The 26688-nt window shown below is 65.8% G+C and carries 24 protein-coding genes; 10 read left to right on the top strand and 14 right to left on the bottom strand.

What is annotated here, in order from left to right; genetic code table 11:
* Positions 1–77: 77 nt before the first annotated feature.
* On the top strand, positions 78–497 hold the full coding sequence (locus tag IE187_RS03835; RefSeq protein WP_133189090.1) for a MerR family transcriptional regulator: 420 nt from the start codon (positions 78–80) through the stop codon (positions 495–497).
* Complete coding sequence (locus tag IE187_RS03830; protein ID WP_189675160.1) at positions 497–2299, top strand: acyl-CoA dehydrogenase C-terminal domain-containing protein; 1803 nt, start codon at positions 497–499, stop codon at positions 2297–2299. Before IE187_RS03835 ends, IE187_RS03830 begins: the two co-directional genes overlap by 1 nt.
* Positions 2300–2393: 94 nt before the next feature.
* On the opposite strand, the gene IE187_RS03825 is transcribed toward IE187_RS03830, so the two are convergent.
* The 4 genes from IE187_RS03825 to IE187_RS03810 form a co-directional block, all read right to left on the bottom strand.
* Positions 2394–3023, bottom strand: coding sequence for a hypothetical protein (locus tag IE187_RS03825; protein ID WP_189675159.1), 630 nt, complete (start codon positions 3021–3023; stop codon positions 2394–2396).
* 649 nt (positions 3024–3672) lie between these two features.
* Positions 3673–4998, bottom strand: a complete 1326-nt coding sequence (locus IE187_RS03820; RefSeq protein WP_189675158.1) for a cell wall hydrolase — start codon at positions 4996–4998, stop codon at positions 3673–3675.
* 294 nt (positions 4999–5292) lie between these two features.
* Complete coding sequence (gene cysK / locus IE187_RS03815) at positions 5293–6213, bottom strand: cysteine synthase A (protein WP_189675157.1); 921 nt, start codon at positions 6211–6213, stop codon at positions 5293–5295.
* Positions 6210–7493, bottom strand: a complete 1284-nt coding sequence (locus IE187_RS03810; protein ID WP_189675156.1) for an MFS transporter — start codon at positions 7491–7493, stop codon at positions 6210–6212. Before IE187_RS03810 ends, cysK begins: the two co-directional genes overlap by 4 nt.
* Before the next feature lie 255 nt (positions 7494–7748).
* Between IE187_RS03810 and pdhA the strand changes: the two genes are divergently transcribed.
* Positions 7749–8795, top strand: coding sequence for a pyruvate dehydrogenase (acetyl-transferring) E1 component subunit alpha (gene pdhA, locus IE187_RS03805; protein WP_133189084.1), 1047 nt, complete (start codon positions 7749–7751; stop codon positions 8793–8795).
* A complete protein-coding gene (locus IE187_RS03800) occupies positions 8795–10195 on the top strand; it encodes a pyruvate dehydrogenase complex E1 component subunit beta (protein ID WP_189675155.1) in 1401 nt (466 codons plus the stop codon). The genes pdhA and IE187_RS03800 overlap by 1 nt, the downstream gene beginning before the upstream one ends.
* Before the next feature lie 17 nt (positions 10196–10212).
* On the opposite strand, the gene IE187_RS03795 is transcribed toward IE187_RS03800, so the two are convergent.
* From IE187_RS03795 to IE187_RS03785, 3 genes are all read right to left on the bottom strand, one after another.
* Entirely contained in the window at positions 10213–10863 is a 651-nt protein-coding gene (locus IE187_RS03795; protein WP_133192000.1) for a hypothetical protein, read from the bottom strand.
* A 74-nt stretch (positions 10864–10937) separates the two neighbouring features.
* Positions 10938–11549: a TadE/TadG family type IV pilus assembly protein gene (locus IE187_RS03790; RefSeq protein ID WP_133189082.1), complete on the bottom strand. Its 612-nt coding sequence runs from the start codon at positions 11547–11549 to the stop codon at positions 10938–10940.
* A complete protein-coding gene (locus IE187_RS03785; protein WP_229839213.1) occupies positions 11546–13423 on the bottom strand; it encodes a pilus assembly protein TadG-related protein in 1878 nt (625 codons plus the stop codon). The genes IE187_RS03790 and IE187_RS03785 overlap by 4 nt, the downstream gene beginning before the upstream one ends.
* 111 nt (positions 13424–13534) lie before the next feature.
* Between IE187_RS03785 and IE187_RS03780 the strand changes: the two genes are divergently transcribed.
* The gene (locus IE187_RS03780; RefSeq protein ID WP_189675153.1) at positions 13535–14227 is read left to right on the top strand and encodes a squalene/phytoene synthase family protein; all 693 of its coding nucleotides are present in this window, start codon (positions 13535–13537) and stop codon (positions 14225–14227) included.
* A 56-nt stretch (positions 14228–14283) separates the two neighbouring features.
* The gene (locus tag IE187_RS03775; RefSeq protein ID WP_133189079.1) at positions 14284–14769 is read left to right on the top strand and encodes an EF-hand domain-containing protein; all 486 of its coding nucleotides are present in this window, start codon (positions 14284–14286) and stop codon (positions 14767–14769) included.
* Between the two features lie 9 nt (positions 14770–14778).
* Here IE187_RS03775 and trmFO read toward each other — a convergent pair whose 3' ends face one another.
* The gene (gene trmFO, locus IE187_RS03770; RefSeq protein WP_189675152.1) at positions 14779–16092 is read right to left on the bottom strand and encodes a methylenetetrahydrofolate--tRNA-(uracil(54)-C(5))-methyltransferase (FADH(2)-oxidizing) TrmFO; all 1314 of its coding nucleotides are present in this window, start codon (positions 16090–16092) and stop codon (positions 14779–14781) included.
* 224 nt (positions 16093–16316) lie between these two features.
* On the opposite strand from trmFO, the gene IE187_RS03765 reads away from it, so the two are divergent.
* The 3 genes from IE187_RS03765 (at position 16317) to IE187_RS03755 (ending at position 18962) form a co-directional block, all read left to right on the top strand.
* A complete protein-coding gene (locus IE187_RS03765) occupies positions 16317–18023 on the top strand; it encodes a tetratricopeptide repeat protein (protein ID WP_189675151.1) in 1707 nt (568 codons plus the stop codon).
* Positions 18024–18092: 69 nt separating this feature from the next.
* Positions 18093–18524, top strand: a complete 432-nt coding sequence (locus IE187_RS03760) for a DUF488 domain-containing protein (protein ID WP_189675150.1) — start codon at positions 18093–18095, stop codon at positions 18522–18524.
* A gap of 99 nt (positions 18525–18623) precedes the next feature.
* Positions 18624–18962 (top strand): PilZ domain-containing protein, encoded by a 339-nt coding sequence (locus IE187_RS03755; RefSeq protein ID WP_189675149.1) that lies wholly within the window; start codon positions 18624–18626, stop codon positions 18960–18962.
* 9 nt (positions 18963–18971) lie between these two features.
* On the opposite strand, the gene IE187_RS03750 is transcribed toward IE187_RS03755, so the two are convergent.
* The 5 genes from IE187_RS03750 to yaaA form a co-directional block, all read right to left on the bottom strand.
* On the bottom strand, positions 18972–19328 hold the full coding sequence (locus IE187_RS03750) for a DUF952 domain-containing protein (RefSeq protein ID WP_133189074.1): 357 nt from the start codon (positions 19326–19328) through the stop codon (positions 18972–18974).
* On the bottom strand, positions 19325–22096 hold the full coding sequence (gene gyrA / locus IE187_RS03745; protein ID WP_133189073.1) for a DNA gyrase subunit A: 2772 nt from the start codon (positions 22094–22096) through the stop codon (positions 19325–19327). Before gyrA ends, IE187_RS03750 begins: the two co-directional genes overlap by 4 nt.
* Positions 22097–22206: 110 nt before the next feature.
* Positions 22207–22524 (bottom strand): hypothetical protein, encoded by a 318-nt coding sequence (locus IE187_RS03740; RefSeq protein WP_189675148.1) that lies wholly within the window; start codon positions 22522–22524, stop codon positions 22207–22209.
* Positions 22525–22744: 220 nt separating this feature from the next.
* Positions 22745–23443, bottom strand: coding sequence for an SDR family NAD(P)-dependent oxidoreductase (locus IE187_RS03735; protein WP_133189071.1), 699 nt, complete (start codon positions 23441–23443; stop codon positions 22745–22747).
* Complete coding sequence (yaaA, locus tag IE187_RS03730; RefSeq protein ID WP_189675147.1) at positions 23440–24192, bottom strand: peroxide stress protein YaaA; 753 nt, start codon at positions 24190–24192, stop codon at positions 23440–23442. The genes IE187_RS03735 and yaaA overlap by 4 nt, the downstream gene beginning before the upstream one ends.
* 182 nt (positions 24193–24374) lie before the next feature.
* On the opposite strand from yaaA, the gene IE187_RS03725 reads away from it, so the two are divergent.
* Positions 24375–25664: a tetratricopeptide repeat protein gene (locus tag IE187_RS03725; RefSeq protein ID WP_133189069.1), complete on the top strand. Its 1290-nt coding sequence runs from the start codon at positions 24375–24377 to the stop codon at positions 25662–25664.
* A gap of 67 nt (positions 25665–25731) precedes the next feature.
* On the opposite strand, the gene IE187_RS03720 is transcribed toward IE187_RS03725, so the two are convergent.
* The gene (locus IE187_RS03720) at positions 25732–26640 is read right to left on the bottom strand and encodes a LysR family transcriptional regulator (RefSeq protein WP_189675146.1); all 909 of its coding nucleotides are present in this window, start codon (positions 26638–26640) and stop codon (positions 25732–25734) included.
* Positions 26641–26688 lie beyond the last annotated feature (48 nt).

Raw genomic sequence — 26688 nt, 5'->3', positions numbered from 1 at the left:
CAGCCCGACCCACGAAACGATCCCGCACCGGCGCATTCCGGGTTGACGTTCACGTAAGCGGCAACTATTTAGCGGGCATGTCCAGCGATCCCGCCTATGCCTTGATCGAGCGTCATCCCGATCGCGATCATTTCTCGATTTCCGATCTCTCGGCAGAGTTCGACGTCACCGCGCGTGCGTTGCGCTTTTACGAGGATGAGGGGCTGATCGCCCCCGAACGCCGCGGCACCGCGCGGATCTATTCGCAGCGGGATCGTGCGCGGCTCGCCTGGATCCTGCGCGGCAAGCGCGTCGGTTTCTCGCTGTCCGAGATCCGCGAGATGATCGACCTCTACGATATCGGCGACGGACGCCGCGCGCAGCGTGCCGTCACGATCGAGCGCTGCCGTAGTCGCGTCGCCCTGCTCGATGCGCAGAAGCGCGACATCGACGCCGCCATCGCCGAATTGACCGAGTTCATCGAGCTCGTCGAACATAATCATCCGAAGGAAGCCTGATGCCCCAATATACGCCCCCCGTTCGCGACGTCCGCTTCGTGCTCGAGCATGTCGTCGGCCTCGAAAACTATTCGAACCACGCCGGCTTCCAGAACGCGACCCCCGACGTGGTCGATGCCGTGCTCGACGAAGGTGGCAAGTTCGTCGCCGAAGTGCTGTTCCCGCTCAATGCTTCGGGTGACCAGGAAGGCTGCACGCGTCACGAGGACGGTTCGGTCACCACGCCGAAGGGCTTCAAGGAAGCCTATGACGCGTTCGTCGAATCGGGCTGGGGCACGCTCAGCGCGCCGGAAGAATTCGGTGGCCAGGCGATGCCGCACGTCGTCTCGACCGCGTTCCAGGAGTTCATGATCTCGTCGAACATGGCGTTCGCGATGTATCCCGGCCTGTCGCACGGCGCGATCGCCGCGCTGCTGGCAAAGGGCTCGGACGAGCAGAAGGCCAAGTACGTCCCCAACATGGTCAGCGGCAAGTGGGGCGGCACGATGAACCTGACCGAGCCGCAGTGCGGCACCGATCTCGGCCTCATCCGCACCCGCGCCGAGCCGCAGGCCGACGGCTCCTATGCGATCACCGGCACCAAGATCTTCATCTCGTCGGGCGAGCATGACCTGACCGAGAACATCATCCACCTCGTGCTGGCGAAAACGCCGGGCGCGCCGGAAAGCTCGAAGGGCATTTCGCTGTTCGTGGTGCCGAAGGTCCTCGTCAACGACGACGGCTCGCTCGGCGCGCGCAACCCCGTCACCTGCGGCTCGATCGAGCACAAGATGGGGATCCACGCCAATTCGACCTGCGTGATGAACTATGACGGCGCGATCGGCTGGCTGGTTGGCGAGGAGATGAAGGGTCTCGCCGCGATGTTCATCATGATGAACGCGGCGCGCCTCGGCGTCGGCCTGCAGGGCCTCGGCGTCGCCGAAGTCGCCTATCAGAATGCCGTCCAGTACGCCCACGACCGCCGCCAGGGCCGCGCGCTGACCGGCCCCAAGGAGCCCAACGAAAAGGCCGACACGCTCTTCGTCCATCCCGACGTCCGCCGCATGCTGATGGAAGCCAAGGCGCTGACCGAGGGCCTTCGCGCGCTGTGTCTGTGGGGCGCACTCCAGGTCGATCTCGAACATGCCGGCGCGACCGAGGAAGAGCGCCTGCTCGCCTCCGACCTGATCGGCCTGCTTACGCCCGTCATCAAGGGCTACGGCACCGACAAGGGCTATGACGTCGCGACCAACGCGCAGCAGGTCTATGGCGGCCACGGCTACATCGCCGAATGGGGCATGGAGCAGTATGTCCGCGATGCGCGTATCGCGATGATCTACGAGGGCACCAACGGCGTCCAGGCGATGGATCTGGTCGGGCGCAAGCTCGCACAGAACGGTGGCCGCGCGGTGCAGGCGTTCTTCAAGGTCGTCGCCGACGACGTCGCGGCAGGCAGGGCCGATCCGGCGACCGCCGACTTCGCCAGCCGCCTCGAAAAAGCCAATGGCGACCTCCAGGCGGCGACGATGTGGTTCATGCAGAACGGCATGCAGAACCCCGACAATGTCGGCGCGGGCGCGCACCCCTACATGCACATCATGGGCATCGTGGCGCTCGGCGTGATGTGGCTGCGCATGGCGACCGCCGCGACCAAGCTTAAGGCGGCGGATGAGGGCGATCAGGCGTTCCTCGACGCCAAGCTGGTTACTGCGCGCTATTTCGCCGAGCGCGTGATGCCCGAGACGGGCGCGCTGCGTCGCAAGATCGAGGCGGGCAGCGAAGCGATGATGGCGCTCCCGCCCGAAATGTTCGCCGCCGCGTAAGGCGCACGAAACATCCTCCCCCGCGGTGGCGGGGGAGGAATCCCCCGGTCACCTGGATTCGCGCTGCGAGCAGGCGCGGTAAACGACCACGGATTTAAGACTCGCCGTTTGTCACCGTGAGCATTTCCCGCCCTACGTCGGTCATGGTCCTATTCGTCGCCCCCCGGTATCTGACGCTCAACCGCGAGCTCGAACCCGCGGATTCCCCGGTGATCTCCAGCCGATACCGGATGACGCGTAGACCGAGGCGTTCGGCCTCCTCCAGCGAGATGATACGCGCATCATTGACCCACCCGTTGTGCGGCATCACGGCGATGGCCGGCAATTCGGCGCCCCTGAGATCGACGCCACGCCGGCTCGCCGCGAGGTCCTTCCACTGCCCGACCCAACCCGCGTCCGCCGTCCAGTTGGGCAGCCCGAAGTGCGTCTTGATGAGGTCGATCTGGGTCGAGGCCGGCGTCGTTTCTCCCGGCTTCGAGAGCAGGAACAGGAAGTCGCGGTCGCCAACGGTGGTGCGAAGGGCGTCCCCCGTGAGCCTGCAGGTAATTGCGCCCCAGCCTGGACCGCCAAACGCCTGGTTCCAATGCTGGTACCCGTCGAGGCGGAGGACGGTGTCGAAGGTCCGCTCGCCAGCGGCGGTTGCCACGACGACGACGTGCCGGAGACGCAGCGCGCCGCCTGAGCGCGTCGATCCACAGCTCCCTAGCGAGAGTGCTGCGATCATCACTGCCGCGGTCCTGAGTAGACGTCCCATGCGGCTTCGATCCTATCCCTGCGATCAAGACGCTAGAACGAAAGAATTAAAGTTCGATCACCTGGTGCAGTTGAACTAAAAAATCTCCAAAGCGTGGTCGTGTCGGAGTTCGTGGAAGATCGTTCTCGGGAACGGCGGCCGGCCATCGGTAGGGCTCGCCCTTCCGGCGTCGATTGTGCGCGTGGATCGCCTGAAAGCCGAGTGGCAGCTGTCGGGCGAAACAGCGCGCCGTCGTGCATCGACCAAATTGCGGACATTGCGGCGCGAACAGAAAGGCGTAACGTTGCCTCTATGGTCTTGTCGCTAAACCCGTGGACGTTGTTCGCGGCCACTTTCATCGCTGGCTTGCTGGTGCAGATGATCTTTCCCCGGCAGCGATGGATCGCGGCAGCGGTGATTGCCGTGGGCCCCCTCGCTGCTCTCACGCGCCACTGTCTGGTGGGGTGTTTGGGACCGTGATCCGCTCTACGCAGTCGCGTATTTCACGGCGCTGCTGATCTGCTGCGCAGCATCGATCTCGAGCTTGCTGATGGTGGATGTTGGAAGACGGACGTTGCGAAGGTAGCGCCGAGGGAGGCTGCTGGGCCTTTCGCGATCATCGCGCGCCGCCTGCCAGCGTTCAGCGTCCCTCGGCGACCGCGCCCGGCTTGGCGACCGGCGTCGCCTTGGCCGCCGGCGCGACCTCGGCCTTGCGCCGCACGCCGACCAAGCCGTCGGCCGCCGCCGGAACCCCCGGCGCGCGCTCCGCGACGGGCAGGGTCTCGAGCCGGAAGCCATCCGCGCTGCGCGGCGCGGGCACATAGATCTGCTGCTTCATGCACTGCGCCATGTCGGCGCGCTTGAACTCGCTGCAATTCCACAGCGCCTTGTCGTAATCATGCGCTCGGTCGCGCAGATAGCTGAACGACAGCGCCGCGATCTGCACTGGCTGGAGGGGCAGTGCGCTCGGCAGCTTGGTCTTGTCGGTCCAGCCCATCACCTTGCAATACGGCCGGTCGCCGCAGGTGCGCGTGGCGAGCTGGGCGAAGCCGTCGGCTGTCATCTTCTTCGCGTCGAGCACCAGCAGGAAGCTGTTCTCCTCGCCCGGCAGCGCGCCCGGCAGCGGCGTCGCCGCGGCGACCGGGTCGACATAGAGCGCTTCGTTCACCTTCAACTCTGCGGCGTCCTTGTGCGCGTCGGAATAGGGCGCGAGCGCGCTGATCAGCGGCTCGTCGTTCGACACGTGGCGGTTGAAGGCGGGCGGGGTGCCCCACCAGCCGGTCCAGCGGAAGAACAGATGCGTGTTGACCGCGGCGATCTTGTCGAGGCTCGACTGCCAATAGGGCACGACCCAGTCGGTATGGTAATGCGTTGCGTAGCCGACGGGCTTGAACACCGCGCCAGTCAGCGCCGCGGTCGCGGTTTCGCGCGCGCGCGCCCATTGCACGTCGAGCCAGCCACGGCGGGCCAGCGCGCCGTCGCAGGTGAAGGTGAACTGGCAGCCGGTCGAGCGCTCGGCGCCCTGGAACACCACGCCGCAGATCGTCTTGGGGAAGGCGGGATGGCGGACGCGGTTGATCACCACCTGCGCGACGGCGCGTTGCCCGACCGGATCGTCGCCCGCCTCGTACAGCACGGCCGCTGCCATGCAGTCGATCGCGCGTGCGCGCTGGATCGGGTCGCCGGCGAGCTTGAACGGACGCGCGGCGGGGTTGGGGCCATCGACGAACGGTACGCTCGCGTTGAACGCGCGGGCGTCGTCGGGGTCGAGATCCTGGAACGCGACGGGCTCGACCGGCGGCAGCTCGGCGGCGGGAACGACGCGCTGCGCTGCGCTGCGCGCGACATGGTGGCGCACCAGTGGCGGGGCGAAGCGGATCAGCAGGACCGGGACGAGGATCGAGAGCGTCGCGATCGCCACGACGATCGCACGCAACGCGGGGCTGGGAGGGCGGACGAGGGTCATGCGATCAAGACCGGGAATTAAGAGGCAACGGGGGCACGAACGGCTCCTGACCGAATTGGGCCAGCGCCTTTAGCGCATTCCCGCGCGGATACGAAATGGGCGCGATGTCAGCGCGATCCGCGGTCCGGTTCGGTTCGGAAGGGTACATCGATCCCCCAACCGTCACCCCGGCCTCGTGCCGGGGTCCACCGTGCCGCGTAAGCAACGACGGGGTGCGTCCATCCCGGTGGACCCCGGGACAAGCCCGGGGTGACGTTCGGTGGGAAGCGCCCGGCCCGCGTATCGCGACCGCGCTCAGCTCTCCGGCAGGAAGTCCGGCACCGACAGATAGCGCTCGCCCGTATCGTAATTGAAGCCGAGCACGCGCACACCCTCGGGCAGATCGGGCAGCTTCTGCAGGATCGCGGCGAGCGTCGCGCCCGAGCTGATCCCGACGAGCATCCCTTCCTCGGCCGCCGAGCGGCGCGCCATGTCCTTGGCGACGCTCGCATCGACCTTGATCGCGCCGTCGATCGCCTGGGTGTGGAGGTTGGCCGGCACGAAGCCCGCGCCGATCCCCTGGATCGGATGCGGGCCGGGCGACCCGCCCGAGATCACCGGCGAGGCGGCGGGCTCGACCGCATAGACCTTGAGGTGGGGCCAATCCTGCTTGAGCCGTTCGGCGACGCCGGTGATGTGCCCGCCGGTGCCGACGCCGGTGATGATCACGTCGATCGGCGAATCGCGGAAGTCGTTGAGGATCTCGAGCGCGGTGGTGTGGACATGGACGTCGATGTTCGCCGGGTTCTCGAACTGCTGCGGCATCCACGCGCCCGGCGTCTGCTCGACGAGCTCGAGCGCACGCTCGATCGCGCCCTTCATGCCCTTCTCGCGCGGGGTGAGGTCGAAGGTCGCGCCATATGCCAGCATCAGCCGGCGGCGTTCGAGGCTCATGCTCTCGGGCATGACGAGCACGAGCTTGTAGCCCTTGACCGCGGCGACCATCGCCAGGCCGACGCCGGTGTTACCGCTGGTCGGCTCGATGATCGTGCCGCCGGGCTGGAGATGGCCGTCACGCTCGGCCGCCTCGATCATCGCCAGCGCGATGCGGTCCTTGATCGAGCCGCCGGGGTTCGAGCGTTCGGACTTGATCCACACTTCGGCGCCGGGGAACAGCTTCTGGACGCGGACGTGCGGCGTGTTGCCGATCGTGTCGAGGATCGTGTTGGCTTTCATGGCGTGGCCTCCAGTTCGAGATCGCGGGAATCTTGGGCGCTTTTGGGCAGATCGAAAGTCTTGGCGTTGCGAATGCTGGGGAACAGATACGTCCACAGGATGGTAACGACAATCGCCCCGCCGCCGCCGACCAGCACCGCGCCGACCGGCCCGAGGGCTGCCGCAAGGAAGCCCGACTCGGCCTCGCCCAGCTCGTTCGACGCCGAAATGGTGAGCTGCGATACCGCGCCCACACGCCCGCGCTTGTCGTCGGGGGTGTGCAGCGTGATCAGCGACTGGCGGATATAGACCGAGAACATGTCGGCCGCGCCCGCAACCGCCAGCGCGGCGAGACTCAGCGCCATGATCTGCGACAGCCCGAACACCAACGTGGCCACGCCGTAGACGAGCACCGCGCCGAGCATCTTGGGGCCGACATTGGTCTTGATCGGGCGGAACGAGAAGAACAGCGCGACGACCGAGGCACCGGCAGCGGGCGCGGCGGCGAGCAGGCTCAATCCCTGCGGGCCGACCTTCAAAATATCGTGCGCGTAGATCGGCAGCAAGGCGCTCGTCCCTGCCAGGAACACGGCGAACAGATCGAGCGTGATCGCGCCGAGCACCAGCTTGTTCTGCCCGACATAGGCCAGGCCGTCGACGATCTGGCGCAGCGGGTTGCCCTTGTTCGGGGTGATCGTGCGCGGCACCGGCGGGATCGTCAGCATGCACGCCAACGCGACGGCGAACAGCACCGTGGCGAGCGCATAGGCGCCCCACGGCGCGGCGGCATAGGCAAAGCCGCCGAGCGCCGGCCCGACGATCGTGCCGACTTGCCACGAGATCGAGCTCAGCGCGATCGCGGTCGGGAGGACTTCGCGGGGGACGAGATTGGGCGCGAGCGCGCCGAACGCGGGACCCGCAAACGCGCGCCCGAGCCCGAGCAGCACCGCGACCGAGAACAGGACCGGCAACGTCATGCCGCCCGAATAGGTGACGAGCGCGAGAATCAGCGCGCACGCCACTTGCAAGGCGAGCGTGCAGCGCGTGATCAGCCGCCGGTCGAATCGGTCGGCGACCCAGCCGGTGAGCGGCGTCGTCACGAACAGCGGCACGAATTGCAGCAGCCCGATCAGCCCGAGCTGCGCGGCGGCGCCGGCGGGGGACATCGTCGTCCGCGCGATCGTGTAGGTCTGCCACCCGATCACGATGATCATCGCATTTTGCGCGATCGTCATCGCGAAGCGCGCCGCCCAATACGAACGGAACTGTGCGATGCGGAGCGGGTGGCGAGCGGCGGTCATCTTGCCCTGCCTTAAGCGGTGCGATGCGGGAGGGGCAATCGAGGATGTGCTTGGCCTGTGGAAACTTGCGCTGTTCGCACGTCATCCGGGACTTGATCCGCGATCGACGCGTGCCACGCGCTTTCGCTACCCCGGTGGCGGTTCGGCGGAAAACATCGGCGATGCGCATCGTTTTGACAGGGGCGATTGATATCGGCGCAACATCGCGCCTATAGGCTCGGCGTCCCTCTCCCCAGGTCATGAGGTCTTCCAGACGTGGCAAAAGCCCCCGCTGCCGTAAAGGCACTACCCCCCGTGCCCAACCGCGAGCGCCCCGACGAGCCCAAAGCGTACGAGGCCTCGAAGGAAGAGCTGCTCGAATTCTACAAGCAGATGCTGCTGATCCGCCGCTTCGAAGAGAAAGCCGGACAGCTGTACGGCCTCGGCCTGATCGGCGGTTTCTGCCACCTCTATATCGGTCAGGAAGCCGTCGCGGTCGGCCTGCAGTCGGGCCTCGATGGCGACAAGGACTCGGTCATCACCGGGTATCGCGATCACGGCCACATGCTCGCTTACGGCATTGATCCAAAGGTCATCATGGCCGAGCTGACCGGGCGCGGCGCGGGCATCAGCCGCGGCAAGGGCGGATCGATGCACATGTTCTCGACCGAGAAGAAGTTCTACGGCGGCCACGGCATCGTCGGCGCGCAGGTGTCGCTCGGCACCGGCCTCGCGTTCGCGCACAAGTATAACGAGGATGGCGGCGTCGCCATGGCCTATTTCGGCGACGGTGCGTCGAACCAGGGCCAGGTGTACGAGAGCTTCAACATGGCCGAGCTGTGGAAGCTGCCGATCATCTATGTGATCGAGAACAATGAGTACGCCATGGGCACGAGCGTCAACCGCTCGTCGGCCGAGGACCAGCTGTTCCGCCGCGGCGAATCGTTCCGCATCCCCGGCATCCAGGTCGACGGCATGGACGTGCTGGCGTGCCGCGGTGCGGCCGAGGAAGCACTCGCCTGGGTCCGCGCCGGCAAGGGGCCGATCATCCTCGAGATGAAGACCTATCGCTATCGCGGCCATTCGATGTCCGATCCGGCCAAGTACCGCTCGCGCGACGAAGTCCAGGCGGTGCGCGACAAGTCGGACCCGATCGACCACGTCAAGAAGCTGCTCGACGCGCAGGGCGTGACCGAGGCGGAGCTCAAGACGGTGGATCAGGAGATCCGCAAGATCGTCAATGAAGCCGCCGACTTTGCCGAGCAGGCGCCCGAACCCGAGGCTGCCGAACTCTACACCGACATTCTGGTGGAAACGTACTGATGCCCATCGAAATCAAGATGCCCGCGCTTTCCCCGACGATGGAGGAGGGCACGCTCGCCAAATGGCTCGTCAAGGAAGGCGATGTCGTCAAGTCGGGCGACATCATGGCCGAGATCGAGACCGACAAGGCGACGATGGAATTCGAAGCCGTCGACGAAGGGACGATCGGCAAGATCCTCGTCGCCGAGGGCACCGATAACGTGAAGGTCGGCACCGTCATCGCGACGCTGACCGCCGAGGGCGAAGAGCCCGACGCTGGCGGCGAAGCCAAGCCGGCCGCTGCTGCGCCTGCACCCGAGCAAAAGCTCGAGGCGACGCCTGCGCCCAAGCAGGCCGAAACGGGCACGCAGCAACTGGCCGATGCCGCCAAGCACAAGGCCGAAGTCAGCGACCCCGCGATCCCCGAGGGGACCGAGATGGTCACGCTGACGTTGCGCGAAGCTTTGCGCGACGCGATGGCTGAGGAAATGCGCGCCGATAAGCGCATTTTCGTGATGGGCGAGGAAGTCGCGCAGTATCAGGGCGCGTATAAGGTCACGCAAGGCTTGCTCGAAGAATTCGGCGACAAGCGCGTGATCGACACGCCGATCACCGAATATGGCTTTGCCGGCATCGGGACGGGCGCGGCGATGGGCGGGCTTCGCCCGATCGTCGAGTTCATGACTTTCAATTTCGCGATGCAGGCGATCGATCACATCGTGAATTCGGCCGCCAAGACCAACTACATGTCGGGGGGCCAGATGCGCTGCCCGATCGTGTTCCGCGGGCCGAACGCCGCGGCGAGCCGGGTCGGCGCGCAGCATTCGCAGAACTATGCGCCGTGGTATGCGAGCGTCCCCGGCCTGATCGTGATCGCGCCGTATGACGCGGCCGACGCCAAGGGGCTGCTCAAGGCGGCGATCCGCACCGAGGATCCCGTCGTGTTCCTCGAGAACGAGCTGCTCTATGGCCGCACGTTCGAGGTGCCCAAGCTCGATGACTATGTCCTGCCGATCGGCAAGGCGCGGATCATGCGCGAGGGCAAGGACGTGACGATCGTCAGCTATTCGATCGGCGTGGGCTTGGCACTCGAAGCCGCCGAGAAGTTGGCCGCAGAGGGCATCGACGCCGAAGTGCTCGACTTGCGCACGCTGCGTCCGCTCGACACCGAGTCGGTGCTCAAGAGCCTCAAGAAGACCAACCGCCTCGTCGTCGCCGAGGAGGGTTGGCCCACTTGCTCGATCGCGTCCGAAATCCAGGCGCTGTGCATGGAGCAGGGCTTCGACGACCTCGACGCACCCGTGCTGCGCGTAACCAACGAGGACGTGCCGATGCCGTATGCGGCGAACCTCGAAAAGCTGATGCTGGTCAACGCCGACAAGATCGTCGCGGCGGTGAAGCAGGTGACGTACCGGGGCTGATCAGCCCCGGATACGGATCAGCTCGTATATTTGTCGCAGGTGGAGGCGGTCGCGGCTGGAGTTGGATTGTAGATCTGACGATAGTCGCGATTGTCTCTGACGAGCAGCGATCCGGTATAGCGAATGACTTGCGGGGCGACGAACATCGAGCCGAACAGCGGTTTGTAATTGTAGTTGATCTCGACGAACATCACCGCATTGTCTTGCGGAGCGCTGACCTTGCCGCCGACTGGCCCCATGCCCGCGGACGTCACGGTTCCGGCGTTGGCTGCGGTGTTGCTCGTCCCATCGGTGGCCTTGGTCGTGCCATAGGATGAGTCGTAATTGACGCCGCTCATCTTTCCGAAACACCGCTGCCAATGGATCCGCTGAACATAGGCGGTGTCGTAGGTCTGCTTCGTGTTCTCGAGGCTCGACAGCGTGACACGCCCGTTCGTGGCCAGATCGAGCGCGGTGCTGGCGAGGCGAATGCCCTGGAACGCATCGTTTACGTCCGCCTCGCGCAATTGGATCACGCCCCCGCCGGCGTCTAGCCCGAGACGCGACGTCGTGTCGGCGAGATTGAGCGCATATTGGCTGATGCGCATGTTCGTCAGCGCGACCGACGACAATTCGATGCCATATCCGCCGACCGTCAGCACGAGCGGCAGCGTGAGGGCAAACTCCATCAGGGCAAGCCCGCTCTTGGCAGAGACGAGCCGGCGCGAACAGTCGCGCAGCGCGGCGATAGGATTGGGATGGATCACGGGCACACCAAAGTGGGAGTGTAGGAGACCTGCCCGGCATAAGGCTGGTTCTTCAGATAGGTCGTGGATGAATTCGTGACCGTTTGCGAAAGGCCGGCAAGGCCGGCCATGGGAAACAGCCGGGGGTAGGTGATCGTCATCTTGTAGACGACCACGTCGCTCGCGCCGCCCTGACCCGACGCGCCGGGATCGGCGTCCCACGTCTTGTTGCCGTTGACGTCGGTGAAGCATTCGGTCGCGGCGTCGTACACCTTGTTGCCGTTATCGTCGCGGAACGATTCGGGCGCGATGTTGCCGAACTGCGAATAGCTCTTGCGCGACGAGACATAGGTCGCGCTCTTCATCACCAGCCAGACCGACGCCATCACCTTTTGGTCGATCGCGGCGCCGCTCGGGGTCGTATCGTTGCCCTGGATCGTCGAATCGCGTCCGGCCTTCTGCATCGCCCCGTCGAGGATCGACATGATGTACCCCTGATAGGCCAGGTCGGACAAACCCATGATCAACAAGATCATCACGGGGGCGACGACCGCGAATTCGATGATCGTCGCGCCGCGCGTGTCGCGGACGATCCGCACGACGCGCCGCGCTTCACGCACGATCCTCATTGCGTGATCCGAAGCTGCGCGATGCGTTGCGCGATGCTCTTGAAGGCCTTGGTCAGATCATCCTTGCTCGATGCCTGGAACGTCTGCCCCGGCGAGGCGCAATAGGTCAGGTCGGTCGTAACTCCGGTGCCGACTGCCACGACATAGATGGTGATGCCGCGCTTCTTGGCGGCATCGCATTCCACGCGGAAGCGCGCGGTATGATTGTTGTAGTCGGTGGTCGAATTGCCCGCTCCGCCGGTACGATTGTCCCACTGTTCGACGCCATATTGTCCGTAGGACGTCTGGCTCGGCGACATCGTGCCGTCGGTCATGAACACGATATTGCGCGTGGGATCCTTGCGGCCCGGCCATGCTGCCGTGTCACTGGCGAAGACGCCGGCGGGTGCCAGCATGCGCGTTCCCCAGATCATCCCGACATCGTGATACGTTCCGCCGAACGGCTTGAAATCGACATTGTAGACATAGTCGTTGACCTGTTGTGCGGTCCACACCTTCAGCCGCTGGGCTGGCATACCGCATGCCGACGAGCCCAATTTGTCCATATAACCGCCCGGGCGATAGTTGAGGTTGTAGTACGCGTTGGTACTGTCCTCGACGATCGCATCGTCCTTGACGTCTTGCGCTCCAATCGTGTTTCGCAACCATTCCGCTTCGGGCCAGCGCGGACGCCATTTGTTGGCGGTTGCGTTGGGAATGATATCCGGGTCGAGATCATCGGGCAGATTGGCGACATTGAACGACGACCCCGTCGTGGTATCGAGTTCCTCGATGCAGCCGCGCCAGGTCGACGTCGATCCGTCGAGCTTGGTCGGATTGGTGACGGGGGTGCCGGTGCTGAGGCTGGACACAAGCCCGCTCGTATTGAGCGTGGTCGGCTCATAGCGCCACAACGGGCGCAACGGTTGCTGCATGCCGGAACACGTTCCGCCATTCGCCGAAGTCCACGAAAGGTTGTAGTAATTCCGCGCCTGGTAATAGCCTTGATCGGTCCAGGTAAGCCCGGTCCGCGAATAGCCGGTCGCCGGCATTCGCTGCGGCCCCACGCAAGAGGCGCTTGGAACACCGGTATAGCTGGCCGACGTGGCCGCACCGTAATTGTAATCTCCCTGAACGTGCCGGCTCTGATACGTCCAGTTTGTGTTCTGAAGGTAGCTCGGCGGAATGACCCCGCCGACATTGACCGCGGACGAATAAGTCACGAAGCCATAGCGAAAATGCGTCGTCACGTCGGCGCTGGACCGCATCGTCGTATCGAACAGCACGACCGCCTGCCGCAGCGCCTCGATCTTCGAATTGCTGCTTTCCTGGTTGTAATAGCCGGTCGTCTGGTCGCCGCGCGTGTACGACACCACGCCGTTCGCGCAGCTCGCCGGATCGCTCGGCTGACATGACATCGAACCGGTCGTGTCGAGCACGAACATCACATCGGTATCCGCGAGGTCGAACACCGCCTGGCACGCAACGGTCAGCTTTATCGCCGGCTGGCCGAAAAAGGTCATCAACGTCATCGGTACCGTCGCAGTGGCGCTGCCGGTCACCGCGTTGGCGACGGTCGAGTTCGTTCCGTTGACCGCTTTGGTCGGCGTGAACGCCACCGCCGTACTCGAATAGAAACCCGATTTGAAATTGTTGGCGAAAAAGCTCTGCGCTTGCGCGGATGCCGTGGAATCGAGCGCTGTGGTCGTCGATGTATCGGTCATCGTCTTGCGCCCGGCCAGAACGCCCGCATCGCACGCTTGCTGCAGCCGGACCTTGACGACGTAGAGCCGCCCCATGTCGATCGCCGAGCCGGCGAACCCGATCAGCGGGACCATCGCGGCCGCCATGATCGCCAGGGCGTTGCCGCGCACATCGTGTCGCAGGCGGCTCAAAAATGGTCGTACGTCGTCTTTGGGTTTCGCGATACGCCGGAACATGGTTACGCCTTGAACAAAAGATCGGGCCGCCTTGAACAACAGGCGGCTAAATTGGGTACAAGATCGATGGTAAAAGGTGCGTTAACCGCGGGGCGGGCCAGGTCGGCCGAGCGGGCCCTGGCGCTTTCCTATGCGGCCGAGACCGCGCGGCCGGGGCTAGCCGCGCTTTTCTCGCTCGACGATACGCTGGGGCAGATCCTGCGGACGACGCGCGAGCCGTTGGTGGGACAGATGCGGCTGACATGGTGGCACGAGGCGCTGCGCGCGCTCGACAGCGCGCCGCCCCCCGCGCAGCCTGTTTTACAGGCGCTCGCCGAACATGTCGTGGCGCAGGGCGTTAGCGGCGCGCAGCTCGCCGCGATGATCGATGGGTGGGAAGCGCTGCTCGAAGCCGAGGCGATCGACGGACCCGCGCTGCAGCTCCATGCCGAAGCGCGGGGGCGCGGTTTGTTCGTCGCGGCGCGGACCGTGCTCGGCGGCGCGCCAGCCGACCCCGTCGAGGCGGCAGGGGAGGGATGGGTGCTGGCCGACCTCGCGCGCCACGTACGCGACCCGGCGGTCGCGCATCGCGCCGCGACTTCCGCCTCACAGGCGATCGCAGCGGCAACGGCGGTGCGCTGGAGCCGCGCCGGGCGCTCGCTCGGCGCGCTCGCGCAGCTTGCACGGATGGACCTGGCGGTCCCGCTCGATACCGCCGTGCCGCATGGCGCACCGCGACGGGTCGCGCGACTGGCGTTGCACCGCATTACCGGACGATAGACTTTCGCAAGGCGCCAGAAAGGGTTATCCTGCCGCGACGATCGTGGGGGGACGATATGTGGCGCTATCTGGTGGGCGGGCTGGCGGCTTTGGCGCTGGCGGCGGCGGGGATGCTGGTGTTCAATCGCAACGCGCGCTCGGTCGCCGCGTTGCCGCTGGCGCCGGTCGGGCAGGGACAGGCGACGGGCGCGGCGGCGGCGCTCCCCGATACCGTTCCCGAGGCGAGCGACAGGACGCGCGAGCAGAAGCGCTTCGACCGCTACGACAAGGACCGCGACGGCAAGGTGACGCGCGAGGAATATCTCGCCGCGCGGCGCAAGGCGTTCGCCAAGCTCGACGTCAACCATGACGGCCTGCTGGCGTTCGACGAGTGGGCGGTGAAGGCGGAAGGCAAGTTCGCCGCGGCCGATGGCGACAAATCGGGCGCGATGACCCCGGTCGAATTCGCCAGGACCGCGGTCAAGCGCAAGCCGCCGCGCGTGCGGCGCGATTGTCCGCCGGCGGCCAAGGACGACGCGCCGGCGAACGCCGAAGAGAGTTGAGCGGCGGCGTTACGCTGCCATCCACGCCCCAAGCGCGTCGCGGGCACGGTCGGTGTACATTTTCTTGCGATCGGCCTTTTTGGTGCGGCCCTCGATCGGTGGGAACAGCCCGAAATTGACGTTCATCGGCTGATACGTCTCGGCGACAGCGGCGCCGGTGATGTGGTGGAGCAGCGCGCCGAGCGCGGTTTCGACCGGCGGCGGCGTCATCGCGGCCCCGCCGAGCTCGGCCGCGGCGAAGCGCCCCGCAAGCAATCCGATCGCCGAGCTTTCGACATAGCCTTCGCAGCCGGTGATCTGTCCAGCGAAGCGGATATTCGGGCGCGCCTTGAGCCGCAGCGTCGGATCGAGCAGTTCGGGCGAGCGGATGAAGGTGTTGCGGTGCAAGCCGCCCAATCGCGCGAACTCGGCATTCTGCAATCCGGGGATCGTGCGGAACAGCCGGACCTGCTCGCTATGCTTCAATTTGGTCTGAAAGCCGACGATGTTCCACAGCGTGGCCGAGGCATTGTCCTGCCGCAACTGCACCACCGCATAGGGCCAGCGCCCGGTCCGAGGATCGTCGAGCCCGACCGGCTTCATCGGTCCGTAGCGCAAGGTGTCGACGCCGCGCGACGCCGCGACCTCGATCGGCATGCAGCCCTCGAAATAGGGGACGTTCTCCCATTCCTTGAACTCGGTCTTTTCGCCTTCCATGAGCCCGGTGTGGAAGGCGAGATACTCGTCCTTCGTCATTGGGCAGTTGATGTAATCCTTCGTATCGCCCTTGTCCCACCGCGACGCCATCCAGGCGGTCTCCATGTCGATGCTGTCGAAATGGACGATCGGCGCGATCGCGTCGAAGAAAGCGAGCGCATCCTTGCCGGTCGCGCCGCCGATATTGTCGGCCAGCGCTGGCTCGGTGAGCGGACCCGTCGCGACGATCGTGAGCCCCTCGGCGGGCAGGACGTCGACGCGTTCGCGGACGATCGTGATATTGGGGTGCGCGCTGAGCGCTGCGGTGACGCCGTCGGAAAAGCGATCGCGATCGACCGCGAGCGCCGAGCCTGCGGGCACCTTGTGGACGTCCGCCTCGCGCAGGATCAGCGAGCCGAGCGTGCGCATTTCCTGGTGGATCAGCCCGACCGCATTGCTCGTCGCATCGTCCGAGCGGAAGCTGTTCGAGCAGACGAGTTCGGCGAGCCCATCGGTCTGGTGCGCCGGGGTCATCTCGCCCGATCCGCGCATTTCGGAGAGCTTCACCTTGAAGCCGGCCTCGGCGAGCTGCCAGGCGGCTTCGGAGCCCGCAAGGCCTCCGCCGATAATGTGTACGTCGTGTGTCATGCGCTGGCTGATAGCGGGCGCGGGGCGGGGTGGCAAAGGCCGTGCGTGCGGAGCGCTTGGCGGCCCCGCGTCGACAGCAATGCGTTCGCGAGATGACAGAAACTTCACGCATGAAATTCGGGACTTAGCGCGCTCTGCCTCTACCGCTCGCCTCCGCCGCGCGATATGGTTGCGCTCGGAGAATGTTCCTCGCGGTCGAAAGCCGCCCCCTACGGAGTCGTGTCATGGCGATCGGCCGGTATCTTGCTGCAGCGGTGATATGGTGGGGCGTCGCGGCACCCGGCGCGGCACAACAGCCGCCGGTCCAGGCCAAGACCGGGCCCGACATCGTCGTCCAAGGGCTGTCGGATACGCCGAGCGCATGGCGTCGCGCCGAGTCGGCGCATGTCATCGTCACGAGCAAGGGGAGCGAGGCAGAACTCAAGCGCGTCACCAACACGCTCGAGCGGCTCTATGCGTTGATGGCGCGGCTCTATCACCGGACCAACGCCGCCGACGACACGGTGAAGCTGCAAGTGACGCTCGTCGACTCGGCCGATTTCTTCAAGGCGATGAAGCTTCGCAACCTGCGCTCCGAAGAAGGCCCGTATGCGACGACCTTTGCGGGCGAGCGCTATTACGATCCGCGTGAGGACGGTCCGGTCCTCGCCGTCGCGCGGACCGATCAAGTGATCAAGCTTTCCACCGCGCTCGCCGAGGATCGCGATCTCGAAGATGGGTCGACGTCGACCAATGACGAGGCGAGCGGCGGGACGAGCATGATGGGCGCGATGGCGCGCGCGCCGATTGCGCGGCGATGGGAGGCGGTGCTCTATTCGGCGTTCGCGCAGCATTTCCTGCTGACCTACGTGCCAGCCGCCTATCCGCGCTGGTATCTCGACGGGGTCGGCGCGTTGTTCTCGACGCTCGAAGTGCGGCGGGACGGCAAGGTCGACTATGCGCGCGATCCGCTCGATTACCGCCAGGTGTTCAATGCCTATGGGCCGCTGCGCGTGAAGCCGATCATAACCGGGGAATATCTCCAGGGGGATACGGGCAAGATGCGCTGGACGCCGTATCATGCCTGGCTGTTGACGCATTTCTTCCTGTTCTCGCAGCTTAAGCCCGAGCGTAGCGCGCAATTTCAACGCTATATGGCAGCGATCGGGCAGGGCGTGCCGATGGCCGAGGCGGCCAAGGTGTTCGGCGATCTCAGCCGCCTCCAGCACGATCTCGACATCTATCAGGAGCGTGGCACCGAATATGCCCGCGCCGACGCCGTGCCACCACCGGGCGGCGATCCGTCGATCAACGTCGTGCCGCGCAGCAGCGCCGCCGTGATCGAGGCGCGGCTCGAACTAGGGACCCGGCTTGCCGCCGCGCCGGCCGACAGCGGATGGGTGGCACGGCTGCACGATACGGTGGCCGATCTGCCGTATAATCCCGAGGCATTGCTGACCCAAGCCGAGGTCGAGTGCCGCGCTGGTCAGAATGCCGCCTGTCTCGAGTCGGCCGAGCGCGTGCTTGCCAGGGCTCCCGACAACATCCGCGCGCTCGCGTGGAAGGGAATCGCGCTGACGCATCAGGCGCTGGCAGGCCCGACGGCCGATCGCGTGGCCGCGCTCAAAGCGGCGCGCGTGCCGATCGTCCGCGCGCTGCGGATCGACAACGATACGCCGCTCCCGTTGCTCGCCTTCTTCAACAGCTATGCCGAGGCGGGCGAGCCTGTGCCCGACCAGGCGATGCTAGGGCTCGTCAAGGTGACGCAGGAAGTCCCCGCCGCGCCCGGGCCGCGGCTGCTGCTCGCGCAGGAGCTGGTGCGGCAGGGGCATGCCGATCTCGCCCGGCAAGTGCTGATCCCAGTGCTCTATGGCGGGTACGATTCACCCGAAAAGACCCGGGCACAGGCGCTGCTTGCGGCGTCGGGGGCCGCGCAACACGCCGCGCGCTGAGCCGCGGCATCGCGGCGGACGCATTGATCGCGCGGCGCTTCGTCCCGACATAGCGGACGAGGAGTTGCGATGAAGATCTATACGATCGGGTATGAAGCCACGACGATGGCGGCGTTTATCGATGCGCTGACTCGTGCGGGCGTCGCCCGCGTGATCGACGTCCGCGCGCTGCCTTTGTCGCGCCGGCCGGGATTTTCGAAGACGTCGCTTGCGGCGTCGCTCGCCGAAGCAGGGATCGACTATGTCCATTTGAGAGCGCTCGGCACCCCCAAACGTGGGCGCGATGCTGCCAAGAAGGGCGATGTCGCGACGCTCGAGGCGGTCTATGCCGAACAGCTCGTCCTGCCCGAAGCGCAGGCGCAAACCGCGCAGATGCTGGAACTCGCGGCGGAAAAGCCGAGCGCCCTGTTGTGCTTCGAGCGCGACCCGCGGCATTGCCATCGCACGCTGCTGCTCGAGGCCGAAGCGGCGGATGCCGAAGTCATCGATCTGTTCGCTTAAAGTGTCGTCATACTTTGCTAAGCATCAATCTTAGGAACAGAGCTGCGTAGCGTCTGTTATCGGTCGAGGGCCAATACCCGAGTAGACAGGATTATGGGCGTGCGCAGCATCAAGGAGCTTCAGACGGCGCGGCGTGAGCAGCGGTACCCGACTCGCTTTGCCGGTACAGTGATCGTCGATCGCCAGCGACTTGCGATCGAGATCGCTGATATTTCCTGCGTCGGCGCGTGCGTTCGCGGGCACGATTTGCCGCAGCGCGGCCAGGAAGTCCTGTTGCTGGCCAAGGATCTCGAAGTCGTCGGTACCGTGGTCTGGAGCGACGGCACCGCGTGCGGCGTCAACTTTCACAAGCCGATCGCGCCGCTCGCCGTCGTTCGCAGCAATCCCTATCTGCCAAACCTCAACACCTTCACCAAAGCGGTGGCGATGCGCGGTTGAGCCTTGCGCTCAGCCGGCGACGGGCAGCTTGACCTTGCCGTCGGCATCGCGCTCGAGCGGGCCGTAGGCGATTACCGTCTCGAGCAGCAGCGGACCGCCGTACAGATGCGGGAAGAGCTGGCCACCGCGCGACTCTTCCCATTTTAGGCCCGCACCGAACGATCCGAGATCGACCGCAGCAACGTGCAGATCGCTCTGCCCGGCGAAATGCTTGTCGACCGTCTCGGTCAACTGCTCGGCGGTCGAGAGGTGGATGTAGCCGTCGGCGAGATCGACCGGCGCGCCGGCGAAGGATTCCTCCTGCTCCAGCGTCGCCATTTGCTCGGCGGTGAGCACCTTGTACGCGGTCAGCGGCAAGTCGCTCATTCGCCATTCTCCGGGCCGGCGGCGAGATCGTCGCCGGTATCGGCGGTGTCGTCAGGCGCGATCTCGACCGCGGTCAGGTCGCGGACGTCGGCCTCGGCATCGCCTTCGGACTCTTCGATCCGCGCGGCCGAGACGACATGCTCGTTCTTGCCGACATCGAACAGCTTCACGCCAGCCGAGTTGCGGCCGATCACGCGCATCGAGCCGAGCGTGGTGCGGATCACCTTCGCCTGGTCGGTGACGAGCATCAGCTGATGGCCCTTGGTCGCAGCGAAGCTCGCAACGACGAGGCCGTTGCGTGGGATGTTGTCGATATTGGTGATGCCCTGGCCACCGCGGCCAGTACGACGATAGTCATAGGCCGAGGACAGCTTGCCATAGCCGTTCTCGCAAACGGTCAGCACGAACTGCTCGCGCTCCATCAACTCCTGATAGCGCGCGGCCTCCATCGTTGGCTCGCCCTCGCGCTCGCCCTTCCACGGCGCGAAACGGAGATAATCCTCGCGCTCGTCGGGCGTCGCGCCGACGCGGTGGAGGATCGACAGCGAGATCACCTTGTCGTCGCCCTTGAGCGCCATGCCGCGAACGCCGGTCGAGTTGCGGCTCTGGAACTCGCGGACCTCGTGGGCGGCAAAGCGGATCGCCTTGCCCGCGCGCGTGGCGAGCAGGACGTCGTCTTCTTCGCTCAGCAAAGCGACGCCGATCAGGCGATCGTCTTCGTCGATCCCCTCGAACTTCATCGCGATCTTGCCCGCGGTCGGGATGTTGGCGAAGGCGTCCATCGAGTTGCGGCGCACGCTGCCGTTCGCGGTCGCGAACATGACGTGGAGCTTGGCCCATTCGGCCTCGTCCTCGGGCAGCGCGAGCACGGTCGAGATGACCTCGCCCTCGGCCAGCGGAAGCAGGTTGATCATCGGCCGGCCGCGTGTCGCAGCACCCCCCTCGGGCAGCTTCCAGACCTTCATCCGGTAGACTTTGCCGAGCGTCGAGAAGAACAGCACCGGCGTGTGGGTCGACGTGACGAACAGATTCGTGATCGCGTCCTCGTCCTTGGTCGCCATACCCGCGCGGCCCTTGCCGCCGCGTGCCTGGGCGCGGAATGTGTCGAGCGTGGTGCGCTTGATGTACCCCTGCATCGTGACGGTGACGACCATGTCCTCGCGCTCGATCAGATCCTCGTCGTCGATGCCGTCGGCGGCAGCGGCGATCTCGGTCTTGCGCGGCGTCGCGAACTCGGCGCGGACCGCGACCAGCTCTTCGCGCATGACGGCGTAGAGCTTCGCGCGGTTGGCGAGGATCTCGAGCAGCTCGGCGATCGAATCGGCCAAACCCTGGAGCTCGTTGCCGATCTCGTCGCGCCCGAGCGCGGTCAGGCGATGTAGGCGCAGGTCGAGGATCGCGCGGACTTGCAGCTCGGACAGGCGATAGGTCGCGCCAGTGACCTCGGTATCGACCGCCTCGACCAGCCGGATGTACGGCGCGATGTCGGCGATCGGCCAGTCGCGCGAGAGCAACGCTTCGCGCGCGGCGGCGGGGCTCGACGAGCCGCGGATGATCTTGACGACTTCATCGAGGTTGCTGACCGCGATGACGAGGCCGAGCAACAGATGCGCCCGCTCGCGCGCCTTGGCGAGCTCGAACTTCGAGCGGCGCGTGATGACTTCCTCGCGGAAGCCGACGAACGCCTCGAGGATATCGCGCAGGTTGAGCAGTTCGGGACGGCCGCCGCGGATCGCGAGCATGTTCGCCGGGAAGCTCGACTGCGCCGGGGTGTGGCGCCACAGCTGGTTGAGCACGACGTCGGGGGTCGCGTCGCGCTTGAGGTCGATGACGATGCGCACGCCCATGCGGCTCGATTCGTCGCGAATGTCGCTGACGCCTTCGATCCGCTTGTCCTTGGCGGCTTCGGCGATCTTCTCGACCAGGCCGTTCTTGCCGGTCTGGTAGGGGATCTCGGTCAGCACGATCGAGCGGCGATCGCCGCGGCCTTCCTCGACGACGTAGCGCGAGCGGATGATCACCGAGCCGCGGCCGGTCTCATAGGCCGAGCGTGCGCCCGAGCGGCCGAGGATGATCGCGCCCGTTGGGAAATCGGGACCGGGGACGATCTCGAGCAGTTCCTCGGTGGTGAGCGCCTCGCGCGCACCGGTCTTGGCGTCGAGCATCGCGAGCGTCGCGTCGATCACTTCGCCGAGATTGTGCGGCGGGATGTTGGTCGCCATGCCGACCGCGATGCCGCCGGCGCCATTTACGAGAAGGTTGGGGAAGCGCGCGGGGAGGACCGAAGGCTCGCGCTCCGAGCCATCGTAGTTCGGCGTGAAATCGACGGTGTCCTTGTCGATGTCCTCCAGCAGCGAATTCGTCACCTTGGCGAGACGCGCCTCGGTGTAGCGCATTGCCGCGGCTTTATCCGGGTCCATCGAGCCGAAATTGCCCTGGCCGTCGATCAGCGTGACGCGCATCGACCAGTCCTGCGCCATGCGGACCAAGGCGTCGTAGATCGAGCTGTCGCCGTGCGGGTGATATTTACCCATCGCATCACCGACGATGCGCGCGCATTTGCGATACGGGCGGTTGTAGACGAAGCCGCTTTCGCTCGCCGACCACAGGATGCGGCGGTGGACGGGCTTCAGGCCGTCACGAACGTCGGGCAACGCGCGCGCGACGATCACGCTCATCGCATAGTCGAGATAGCTCGACTTCATTTCGTCGACGATCGAGATCGGCGCAATATCGGAAGGGTCGGCGAGCACGGTCTCGTCGGTCAATTTTCGGTGCCTTCGGCTGTGTTACGGGATTGCGACAACCCTAGCCCAGCACGGCGACGAATGCCACCCCTGCGCATGTCCCGGATGGGGGCGCAGGGGTGGGGAGAGCGTTATTTGCAGGCGCTCTTGGTCTTGTTGCCCGGCAGCGAGCAATTGTAGGTGACGGTCTTGCCGTTGGCGAGTTTGGCCTGGACCATCCGGCCGCCTGTCGTGGTGGTCTTGGTGGTGCGCGAATGTGCGACGGTGGTGGCCTTGACCGCCGTGGTGGGCGGCGTGGTCTTGGTGGTGGTCACCATCGTCTTGGTCGTCGGCGCGGCGGCTGGCTTGGCGACGGTGGTCTTGGTGGTCGTCTTGGTCGCGACGGGCGTCTGCGCGAGTGCGGCGCTGCCCGACAGCAGGACGATGGCGGCGAATGCGTGTCTGATCATGACGGTCCCCTCAAAAACCTTCGAGCGTTATGCGCGATGGTCGGGAGAATGCGGCCGATTTGCGACCATATCAATGGGTCGACGATGACAAGTTCGTCATGGAGCGGCGGCTCCTATACCGTTCGGGCTGAGCCCGTCGAAGCCCCGCTTGCACCGGCACTTGGGGAGCGGCGCCCTTCGACAGGCTCAGGGCGAACGGGCGGGAGAGCACCCCGTTGGCTTAGAAGGGCACTTCCTTGCCTTCGAAATCGAACAGCTTGCCGGTATCGGGCGCCTTCAATTCCTCGATCACGTCGAGCAGTTGCAGCGCGGCGCGCTCGGTGTCGAACAGCCGGCCGGGCTGGACATTGCCCTGGAACGGCTTGGACAGCGCGGTGTCGACCGTGCCCGGATGCAGCGCGACGACGATGGCTCGGTCGTTGCGGCGCTTTTCCTCGATCGCGATGGTACGCACCAGCATGTTGAGCGCGGCCTTCGACGCACGATACCCGTGCCAGCCGCCCATCTTGTTGTCCGAAATGCTCCCGACGCGCGCCGACAAGGCCGCGAAGACGTTGCGGCCGGTCTTGGGTGTAATCGGCAAGAAATGCTTGGCGACGAGTGCCGGGCCGATCGCGTTGATCGCGTGGACGCGCGCCAGCCATGCCGGATCGAGCTCGCGCAGCGCCTTTTCCGGGCCACGCGCGTCGGCGTGGAGGATACCGGTCGCGACGATCACCAGCGTGGGAGCCGGGCCCTTGGCGACGTGCGCTGCCGCTGCCGCGATGCTCGCCTCGTCGGTCAGATCGAGATGCTGCGCGCCGGTGCGCGACCGCGCGAAACCGTGGACGACGTCGTACGCGCCTTCCTCGATCAGCGCCGCTTCGAACGCTGCGCCGATCCCGCCCGAGGCGCCGATGATGACGGCCGCGCCGCTCATGACCGCGCGAACCGCCAGCGGTCGGCCGTGCTCTCGGCCTTGTCGAAACGATAGCCGTCGGTGTCGAAACCCTTCATGTCGTCGATCTCCGTGATACGATGCTCGCACAGCCAGCGCGCGACGAGTCCACGTGCCTTTTTGGCGTGGAAGCTGACGAAACGCGGGCCATCGGGGCCAGGCTCGCGGAAATCGACGTCGATGACGCGCACGCCGTCGAGCTTGCCGAGCACCGCGCCGAAATATTCCTGGCTGGCGAGATTGAGGACGACGCCCGATCCCTCGTCCGCGACCTCCTCGCGCACCGCGGCGGCAATGCGGTCGCCCCACCATTCGTACAGGCTGTGGCGGCGTGGTGCCCAGCGCGTCCCCATCTCGAGGCGATACGGCTTCATCGCGTCGAGCGGGCGGAGCAGGCCGTACAACCCCGACAGCATCCGCACATGATCCTGCGCAAAGGCGATCGCGGGCTCGTCGAGCGTCTGCGCCTCAAAGCCGGTATAGACGTCGCCGGCGAAGGCGAACAGCGCGGGGCGCTCGGGCGCATCGGCGAAACCGGCGAAGCGGTCGGCGTTGAGCTTGGCGAGCTTGGGCGAGATATGCATCAGCTCGGACAGCCGTTTCTGCGACAGGTTCGCCGCCGATTTGGCGAGCGATTCGGCCTCGGCCACGAAGCGCGGCGTCGTCGGCGTGAGGGCGGGCAGGGGACTCTCGTAATCGAGCGTCTTGGCGGGGGAGAGCAAGGCGATCATCGCCCCGCCGTTAAGCTTCCGCCGCGAATGCGTCAAAGAGTCTCGCGTCAGGGATATATCGGGTTCAAGCGGTGTTCAGTCGCGGTGACACTACTGCCGTCGCTTGACGGTATACCCCGCGGCGTTAGAGCGGCGGCAGCAATCCGCCGCGCGCGGCCGCGCGGCAAGAGGAGAGTTCGACAATGAAGATGGTCTCGAAAATCGCTTTGGCTGCCACGCTTGTCGTCGGCATGAACGGCGCGGCGCTCGTCGCCCCCGCCTTCGCCGCAAAGAAGGAAAAGGCCGCCGATGCGGCCGCGCCGAGCCTGTCGAAGGAAGCGCGCGCTGCCGCGGTCGAAGTGCAGACCGCGATGAACGCGACCCCGAAGGATCTGGTGAAGGCAGCAGCGTCGCTCGACGCGCTCGATGCCGCTGCCAAGAGCGACTATGAAAAGTACCTCGCCTCGGGTCTGCGCCTCGCGCTGATCAATGCGCAGACCGCCGGCCAGCCCGAAACCCAGCGCGTCGCCGCGCTGACCCCGCCGCTCGACGCGATCATCGCCAATCCCGCGACGCCGAAGACCGAACTCGGCATTCGCTATAACGAGCGCGCCGGTTTCGCGTTTGCGACCAAGGATTATAAGCTGGCGGCGCAAGACTATATGAAGGCACGCGAGCTCGGCGCGACCGATGCCGACCTCCAGCTCAACATCGCGCGCTCGAAGGTCGAAGCCGGCGACGTCGCTGGCGGCACCGCCGATCTCGAAGCTGCAGTGAAAGCCGAGAAGGCCGCTGGCCGCAAGGCGCCCGAGGCCTGGTATAAATATGCCTTCACGCGTCTGACCAAGGCCGGCCTGACCGAACAGGCCGATGCCTGGACCGCAGCTTGGCTGACCGAATATGGCACGGCGCCGAACTGGCGCGGTGCGATCTACACCTTCGGCTTCCAGGGCCCGGCGGCGGTCAAGTACAGCAAGAACCGGATCGATCTGTTCCGCTTGCTGTGGGCGACCAAGAGCCAGGCCGGCCAGCGCGAATATATCGACTATGCCGATGCCGCGCTGACGATCGGCCTGCCCAACGAAGCCAAGACCGTGATCGACGAGGGTCTCGCGTCGGGCGTGATCCCCAAGGGCAACATCACCGCGACCGAGCTGCAGACGCGCGCCAAGACCGGGATCGCGGGCAGTTCTTCGCTCGCCATCAAGGAAAAGAACGCGATGGGCGCCCCGAAGGGCGATCTCGCGCAGCAGGCCGGCGACGCCTATTTCGGCACGCGCAACTACGCCAAGGCGATCGAGATGTACCGCCTGTGCGAGACCAAGGGCGCACCCGACGCCGACCGCAACAACCTCCACCTCGGGATGGCGCTCGCGCTGTCGGGAGATCGTGCCGCCGCCAAGACGACGCTCGCCAAGGTCGCGGCCGAGCCCAACAAGGCAATCGCGCGGCTGTGGACGGTGTTCGTCGATGCGCCGCCGACGGCTGCATGAGGATCGTCTGAGACGTGAAGCGAAAAGGGCGGCCCTCGGGTCGCCCTTTTTTTCGCCAGGATGCCGGTCAGGCGATCTCGAGGCCGGCGGTCAGCGCCTCGATCAGCGCATCGACCTTCGGACTGAGCTGGCGGCTGCGCGGCCAGACGAGATGCAGCGGCAGCCCGATCGTCGCCAGTTCGGGGAGGATCTCGATCAGTTCGCCACGCGCGAGCTCGTCCTTGATCAGCCAGGTCGCCAGCTGCGCGACCCCGAAGCCCGCCTTGACCGCGCCGACCTGCGCCTCGGCGCTGCCGAGCACGATCCGCCCGTCCATCGTCCGCTGTTCGATCGCGCCCGCAGTATCGGCGAAGCGCCATGCGATCGTGCTGCCGTCGGCGCGGCCGTAGAGAATGCAGTCGAGCGCGGTGAGCGCCTCGACCGAAGCCGGCGTGCCGCGGCGCGCAAGATACCCGGGCGCCGCGCAGAAGATCACGCGCTCGCGCCCGAGATAGCGGTGCCCGAGATTGTCCGCCCAAACCTCCGAGCCGCCGATCCGGATCGCGACGTCGACGCTTTCCTCGATGATGTCGACCACGCGATCGGTGAAGGTGACGACCGGGCGCACGCCGGGATGCTGTTCTGCGAAGGCGAGCAAGACCGGCATCACTTGCATCCGCCCGAATGCCACCGGCACGTCGAGCTTGAGCCGCCCGACGATCTCGGAGCGCTGCGCGGCGAGCACCGCCTCGGCGTCGGCGAGGTCGCCGAGCACGCGCGCGCAGGTTTCGTAAAAGGCCGCGCCGGCGTCGGTCAAGGCGAGACGGCGCGTCGTACGGTCGAACAAGCGGCTGCCGAGCCGCGCCTCGAGCCGCGCGACGCTCTTGCTGACCGCCGAGTTGGTGAGGTTGAGGCGTGCGCCGGCGGCGGTGAAGCTGCCGGCATCGGCCGCGCAGACAAATGCTTCGATGCCCTTGAGACGTTCGGACGGGATCAAACCTAGCTCCATTCTGGAATTTCTGTCGCACCATAATGGAAAAAACGC

Source organism: Sphingomonas glacialis (genome assembly GCF_014653575.1).
In the GTDB taxonomy this organism is placed as follows: domain Bacteria; phylum Pseudomonadota; class Alphaproteobacteria; order Sphingomonadales; family Sphingomonadaceae; genus Sphingomonas; species Sphingomonas glacialis.
The sequence above is the reverse complement of the archived record's forward strand: the minus strand, read 5'-3'. Positions and strand labels throughout refer to the sequence as shown.